Origin of the sequence: Methylocystis borbori (genome assembly GCF_036576025.1) — a bacterium.
In the GTDB taxonomy this organism is placed as follows: Bacteria; Pseudomonadota; Alphaproteobacteria; order Rhizobiales; family Beijerinckiaceae; genus Methylocystis; species Methylocystis borbori.
The window spans coordinates 1-6,774 of record NZ_JAZHYN010000079.1 but is presented as its reverse complement, the minus strand read 5'-3'; the positions used below and the strand labels follow the sequence as shown (position 1 = coordinate 6,774).

Here is a 6,774-nt window from a genome sequence, read left to right as displayed (position 1 = left end):
CAGGCTTCCTCGGCGCGGGGCGGCTGCGGCGCCGGGGACGCCTTCTGCGTCGCGGCGGGCTCGGGATCGATGGCCGAAACGACCGGCGCCTCTGGCGGCGGAGCGGCGGCGCCGAGATCGCGGCGCAACAGCTCCTTGAACTCGGCGAATTCAGCCATCAGCTCCTTATCGTCGCTGATATCCGTCATGGCGGAACACCTCTCTTTACCGCGCATTCGACCAGGGCGAAACGCGCGCGAGCATAATTGCCGTCCGCAGGTAAACCTAAAAATGTGGCGGCACTGCGCCCAAGCCGCCATTGAGGTAAATAATACGTAAACACAATAGTTTATGTCGAATCTCAGCGCGTTTGGCGGCGCTTTTTCTGGAAGGCTTGTAAGCTTGCGAAATTGACGCGCGCCGGGCGCGATTTCTAGGATCCGCGCGGCGCTGAAACCGCGCCGGCGTCCGCTTCGGCGGAAAATGCTCCATTCCAAGAAAAACGGCGGATTTCGTGACGCATTTCTTCCCGCGCGGCGCGCGCCCGGCGGCGCTCTTCGCTTTCCTGATCCTGGCCGCCGTCCCCGTCCGGGCGGAAGCGGCGCCCGCCCCTGCGCTCGCCGCGGACGAACGAGGGCTGACGCCGCTCGAGCTTCTCGGCAAACGCATTTTCGAGGACAAGACTCTCTCGCGTCCCGCGGGCGTCGCCTGCGCCTCTTGTCATGACGCGGCCAAGGCGTTTCAGGGCGATAATGGTTCGCCGATCCCCGCCGTGGCGCGCGGCTCGCTTCCCGAGTCGCTCGGGCGGCGCAATACGCCCTCGATCATGTACGCCTCCTATGCGCCGTCCTTCGGCTTTGTCGACGACGCGGACGAAGAAACGGGCAAGGTCGAGAAAGTTCCCGCCGGCGGCCAGTTCCTCGACGGCCGCGCCAGCGATCTTCTGGCGCAGGTCGCCATGCCCATGCTCGATCCGCTGGAGATGAACGCGCCGTCGACGCGTTTCGTTTTCGAGGCGATCCGCGACGGCGCCTATGCCGATCTCGTCAAGAGCGTCTATGGCGACAAGATTTTCGCCGATCCCGAAGCGGGTTTCCAAAAGCTCGCTCAGGCCGTCGTCGCTTATGAGGCCACCGCGCGCTTTCATCCCTTCGCCTCGAAATTCGACGACTATCTGCGCGGCAAGACGCAGTTGAGCGCAATCGAGACGAAGGGCTTCGAGCTTTTCAAGGACAAGAAGAAAGGCAATTGCCTCGCGTGCCATGTCGGCAAGGAGGAATCGCGCAATCCCGAGGATTGGCTTTTCACCGATTTCACCTATGACGCGCTGGGCGGGCCGAAGAACAAGGCAATACCGAGCGCGGTCAAGCCCGGCGCCGAGCCCGATCTTGGCCTTTGCAAACGCGCCGGACTGGCCGAGGTCGCCCCCAAGGGCTTTGACGTGGAAAGCGTCTGCGGGGCCTTCAAAGTGCCGACCCTGCGCAACATCGCCGTGACCGCGCCCTATCTCCACAATGGCGTCTTCTACAAATTGCGCGACGTCGTCGCCTTTTACGCGACGCGCGACACCAATCCCGAGCGCTGGTATCCCAAGGACAAAAAAGGAAGGCCGCAGAAATTCGACGACCTTCCGAGCGCGGCGCATGAGAACGTCAATGTCGACGAGGCTCCCTACGACCGCAAGCTCGGAGAAAAGCCGCGCCTAAACGACGCCGAGATCGACGCGCTCGTCGCTTTTCTCGAAACGCTGACCGATCGGCGGGCGACGCCCTGAAGAAGCCGATCAACAGTCGAGTCCGTATCGCGCAAGCGCCGCCAGCAGCGGCGGCTCCGGCTTGCGGCCGCTGGTGAAAATCGCGCGGCGGGGTGTGGGTTGGCCTGTCGGCGCGTCGGCGCCGAAACGCTCGGCCAGCAGCTTGTCCGCGCGACGCGCGATCGCCGGCGCGGGATCGATCCATTCGACCGGCCAGGGCGCGAGGCGTTTGAATTCCTCGACGAGCAGCGGGTAATGCGTGCAGGCGAGCGTCACGACGTCGGTGCGCCTGCCGTTCTCTTCCCTAAAGCAGGGCGCGATCTCGGCGGCGATTTCCGCATCATTCGCAGGCTCGCCGCGCATGAAGCTCTCGGCGAGAGTCGCGAGACGCTTCGAGCCGACGAGCGTGACGGCGCAATGCGCCGCGAATTGCGCGATGAGATTTTGCGTATAGTCGCGTGCGACCGTGCCGGGCGTGCCGAGCACCGAGATCATCTTTGAGCGCGTATGCTCCGCCGCGGGCTTGATCGCCGGCACCGTGCCGACGAAAGGCAGCGTCGGCCAATGCGCGCGCAAATGCGGAAGCACGATCGTCGAGGCGGTGTTGCAGGCGACGATCGCCATGTCCGGCGCATGATCGGCGATCAGGCTCTCGAAAACCGTCATGACGCGCTGGATAAGCGCCGGCTCCGCCCACGCCCCATAAGGGAAGCCCGCGTCGTCGGCGCAATAGACGTAATCGGCATGCGGCCGCAGCTTCACGATCTCGGAAAAGACCGTGAGGCCGCCGAGACCGGAATCGAAGACGAGCAGCTTGGGCGGATGAGTCATGCAGGGCCGAATCGCGGAAAGCGCCGCATAGGACAAGCTTCCGCAGGCAAGATCAACGCTGCGGACAGCGGTAGATTGACCAGTTATTTTGACCAGTTTATAAAGCGCTATGCGCGAAGTGCAAGCCTCCGACGCCAAGGCGCGTCTCGCCGAACTCTTGACCGCCGTCGAGCGCGGCGAAACCATCGCCATCACCCGGCACGGGCGCCGCATCGCGCGTCTGGAGCCGGAAGCCGGTCTCAAGCAAGCGGAAATCGATCGCGCCGTCGACGATCTGTCGCGCTTTCGCGACAGCGCGAAAAAAGCGCCGCTCGCGGAGCTTCTCCAAGCGCGCCATCGCGGCCATAAATATTGACGGGCTTCGTCATCGACGCCTCGATCCTCGCCGGCTTCGCCCTCGCCGACGAACGCCCGCCGCGCGCCGTCGCCGCGATCGAACGCCTGCGCCGCGAGACGGCGCGCGCGCCGGCGCTCCTTTTTTTCGACATTCGCAACGTGCTGCTCGTCAATGAGCGGCGACGGCGACTGACGCCCGCCCGCAGCGAGGAATTTCTTGGGATATTGGCGCGCCTGCCGATCGCCGTCGACGACGGCTGCGACGAGAAGCGTTTGATGCTTCTCGCGCGCAAGCATCGCCTGACGGCCTATGACGGCGCCTATCTCGAACTCGCTCTCAGGGAAAGCCTCGCGCTTGCGACGCTCGACGCCGAATTGGAGCAGGCCGCGCGCGCCGAGGGCGTCGCGATTGTCGAATAGGATTAGAACGGCAGATTGAACACGCGCGAGGGCGCGAGCGCCCCTTCGACGATTTCGCCGAAGGCGACCGGCACGCCGCCGCAGGCCGCGTAAACGACGCCCTCGAGCGGGGCGTCGCGGCCGCGCAGAATGACCGAGCCGCCGCGCCGCAGCCGCGCCGCCGTATCGCGATCGACGATAACGCAAGGGAGCTCCGCCAGTCCCGCTTCGACCGGCAGCAGCGCCTCGCCCGCGAGATTCTGGCCCTCGATTTCGTCGAGCGTATAGGAATCCTCCTCGACGAAGGGTCCGACGCGCGTGCGTCGCAGCGCCGTGACATGGCCGAAACAGCCAAGAAGCCGCCCGAGGTCGCGAGCGATCGCGCGCACATAGGCGCCCTTGCCGCATTCCATCACGAAACGCGCTTCGTCCCGCGTGGCGTCGATCAAATCCAGCGCACGGATCGTGACGGCGCGGGGCTTGAGATCGACCGTTTCGCCTTCGCGGGCGATGTCATAGGCGCGCTCGCCGGCGATCTTGATCGCCGAGAACTGCGGCGGCGTCTGCGAAATCTCGCCAATGAACCGCGCCAGCGAAGCTTCGAGCGCGGCGCGCTCGGGCCGCGCGTCGCTCTCGCGCATGACGCGCCCGTCGGAATCGTCCGTGTCGGTTTCGACGCCCCAGCGCACGGTGAATTTATACGCCTTCTCGCCGTCCTGCACGAAAGGGACGGTCTTGGTCGCTTCGCCGAAGGCGACGGGGAGAATGCCCGACGCGAGCGGATCGAGCGTGCCGGCGTGGCCCGCCTTCTTGGCGTTATAGACGCGCTTCAGGCGGGAAACGGCCTGGGTCGAGGTGAGCCCGACAGGCTTGTCGAGCGCCACCCAGCCGTCGACGACCGCGCGGTTCGATCTTTTCTCTTTCATCAAGGCGCGCCGCTCTCGTCCTTGTCCGCGACAAGATCGCGCTTCACCTCTTCGGAATTCAGCAGCGCCTCGATGCGCGAGACATTGTCGAACGAATCGTCGATGCGGAACCGGATTTCCGGCGCGAATTTGAGATTGACCTCATGCGCGATCTCGCCGCGCAGAAACTTCTTGTGTCGATCGAGCGCGGCGAGCGCGTCGCCTTCGTCCTTGCCGCCGAGCGGCATGACATAGATCGTCGCGAGCTTGAGATCCGGGCTCATCTTGACGCGCGAGACCGTCACGACATGGCGCTCCAGCGCGGGATCGCTGATATCGCCACGCGCGAGAAGCTGCGCGGCGGCGTGGCGCACAAGCTCGGCGACGCGCAGCATGCGCTGCGAGGGCGCGCCGCTCGGGGAGTGATGGGATCTGGACATTTGTCGAAACGAATCTCGGTTCGCGTCATGCCCGCGCATATCGCGGGCATCCACGCATTCTGTGTCTCTGCGTTAGGTCAGCCGTGGAAAAGCGCGCTTTAGGACCGCCACGTTTCAGCGCCGATGGCCGGTACAAACCCGGCCAGGCGCACGACGGCGCTACAGCGAGCGCTTGATCTCCTCGACGCGGTAGCATTCGATCACATCGCCCGCGCGCATATCCTGATAATTCTCGAAGGCCATGCCGCATTCCTGACCGGCCGTGACTTCCTTGACCTCGTCCTTGAAGCGCTTGAGCGTCGAAAGCTTGCCTTCATGCACGACGACATTGTCACGGATGAGCCGAACATTGGCGCCGCGCTCGACATTGCCGTCGGTGACGCGGCAGCCCGCGACCTTGCCGACCTTGGAAATGTCGAACACTTCGAGGATCGTGGCGTTGCCGAGCATGGTCTCGCGCAGCGTCGGCGCGAGCAGGCCCGACATCGCCCCTTTCACATCGTCCACGAGATTGTAGATGATGTTGTAATAGCGGATTTCAATGCCGGAACGCTCCGCCGCCTCGCGCGCTTCCTTATGCGCGCGCACATTGAAGCCGATGACGGCGGCGTTCGAGGCTTCGGCGAGCGAAATGTCTGATTCGGAAATGCCGCCAACGCCGGCGTGCACGATGCGCGCCGCGACTTCTTCCGTGTTGAGCTTTTCGAGCGCCGCAACGATCGCCTCGACCGAGCCCTGCACGTCGCCCTTGATGACGAGCGGGAACTCCTTGCGGCCCGCCGTCTTGAGCTGGCTCATCATGTCGGAGAGCGAGCCGCGCGCCGAACCGCCGCGCGCCGCGAGCTGGTCGCGCTTCTGACGCTCGCGATATTCGGTGATCTCCCGCGCGCGCGCTTCGGATTCGACCACCGCGACGCGATCGCCCGCCTCCGGCGTGCCGCTGAAGCCCAGAATCTCGACGGGAAAACTCGGCCCCGCCTCCTGGCGCGATACGCCCTTGTCGTCGAGCAGCGCGCGCACGCGGCCCCATTGCGTGCCAGCGACCACGAGGTCGCCGACATGCAGGGTGCCCCGCTGCACGAGCATGGTCGCCACCGGGCCGCGGCCCTTGTCGAGACGCGCCTCGATCACCGTGCCTTCGGCGGCGCGATCGGGATTGGCCCTGAGGTCGAGCACTTCGGCCTGGAGCGAAATCGCTTCGAGCAGCTTGTCGAGATTGGTCTTCTGCTTGGCGGAGACTTCGACTTCGAGCGTCTCGCCGCCCATGCTCTCGACCTGCACCTCATGCTGCAGCAATTCGGTGCGCACGCGCTCGGGCTTGGCGTCCGGCTTGTCGATCTTATTGATGGCGACGATGATCGGCGCATGGGCGGCGCGCGCATGATTGATCGCTTCGACCGTCTGCGGCATGACGCCGTCGTCAGCCGCGACGACGAGCACCACGACGTCCGTGACTTTAGCGCCGCGCGCGCGCATCGCCGTAAAGGCGGCGTGGCCGGGCGTGTCGATGAAAGTGATCGGCTGGCCGCCGGGCGCGGTGACCTGATAGGCGCCGATATGCTGGGTGATGCCGCCGGCCTCGCCCGCGACGACGTTCTCCTGGCGGATCGCGTCGAGCAGCGAGGTCTTGCCGTGATCGACATGGCCCATGATGGTGACGACCGGCGGGCGGGGCGCGAGCGCGGCCTCGGCGTCGGGGACGTCGAAGAGGCCCTCCTCCACGTCGGATTCGGCGACGCGCTTGACCGTGTGGCCCATCTCCTCGGCGACGAGCTGCGCCGTATCGGCGTCGATCACATCGGTGATCTTGTACATCGCGCCCTGCTTCATCAGCAGGCGAATCACGTCGACGCCGCGCTCCGACATGCGGTTCGCGAGCTCCTGAATGGTGATCGTCTCCGGCAGAATCACTTCGCGCGCGATCTTTTCCTTCTGCTCGGCCGCGCCGAAGCCCTTGAGCCGCTGCACCCGGCGCCGGAAGGAGGCGACTGAGCGCGTGCGCTCCTCGCTCTCGCCGCTCGTCGCCGTAGTGACGGTGAGACGGCCGCGATTCTTCATCTCGCCGCCGCGCGACGGCGTCGGCCGCGGCGGCGTCGGGGCGGCGAAGCCGCCGATCTGACGCACAGGGGGG

7 protein-coding genes and 1 pseudogene are annotated in these 6,774 nt (G+C 65.4%); 3 read left to right on the top strand and 5 right to left on the bottom strand.

Annotated elements, in window-relative coordinates:
• Window positions 1–188 (bottom strand): annotated as a pseudogene (locus tag V3H18_RS16220) (hypothetical protein); the annotation flags it as partial.
• A 305-nt stretch (window positions 189–493) separates the two neighbouring features.
• Between V3H18_RS16220 and V3H18_RS16215 the strand changes: the two are divergent.
• Window positions 494–1,753 (top strand): cytochrome-c peroxidase, encoded by a 1,260-nt coding sequence (locus V3H18_RS16215; protein WP_332083123.1) that lies wholly within the window; start codon window positions 494–496, stop codon window positions 1,751–1,753.
• A gap of 9 nt (window positions 1,754–1,762) precedes the next feature.
• Here the strand turns inward: V3H18_RS16215 and murI are convergent, their stop codons facing one another.
• Window positions 1,763–2,563 (bottom strand): glutamate racemase, encoded by an 801-nt coding sequence (murI, locus tag V3H18_RS16210; RefSeq protein ID WP_332083122.1) that lies wholly within the window; start codon window positions 2,561–2,563, stop codon window positions 1,763–1,765.
• 109 nt (window positions 2,564–2,672) lie between these two features.
• Between murI and V3H18_RS16205 the strand changes: the two genes are divergently transcribed.
• Window positions 2,673–2,918, top strand: coding sequence for a type II toxin-antitoxin system Phd/YefM family antitoxin (locus tag V3H18_RS16205; RefSeq protein ID WP_332083121.1), 246 nt, complete (start codon window positions 2,673–2,675; stop codon window positions 2,916–2,918).
• Window positions 2,915–3,319: a type II toxin-antitoxin system VapC family toxin gene (locus V3H18_RS16200; protein WP_332083120.1), complete on the top strand. Its 405-nt coding sequence runs from the start codon at window positions 2,915–2,917 to the stop codon at window positions 3,317–3,319. The genes V3H18_RS16205 and V3H18_RS16200 overlap by 4 nt, the downstream gene beginning before the upstream one ends.
• A gap of 2 nt (window positions 3,320–3,321) precedes the next feature.
• Here the strand turns inward: V3H18_RS16200 and truB are convergent, their stop codons facing one another.
• The 3 genes from truB to infB form a co-directional block, all read right to left on the bottom strand.
• A complete protein-coding gene (truB, locus tag V3H18_RS16195; protein WP_332083119.1) occupies window positions 3,322–4,224 on the bottom strand; it encodes a tRNA pseudouridine(55) synthase TruB in 903 nt (300 codons plus the stop codon).
• Window positions 4,224–4,643 carry a 30S ribosome-binding factor RbfA gene (rbfA, locus tag V3H18_RS16190; protein WP_332083118.1) on the bottom strand — a complete coding sequence of 140 codons (420 nt, stop codon included), beginning with the start codon at window positions 4,641–4,643 and terminating at the stop codon, window positions 4,224–4,226. Before rbfA ends, truB begins: the two co-directional genes overlap by 1 nt.
• Window positions 4,644–4,802: 159 nt before the next feature.
• Window positions 4,803–6,774, bottom strand: a 1,972-nt coding sequence (infB, locus tag V3H18_RS16185) for a translation initiation factor IF-2 (RefSeq protein WP_332083117.1), incomplete at its 5' end; no start/stop codon positions are given.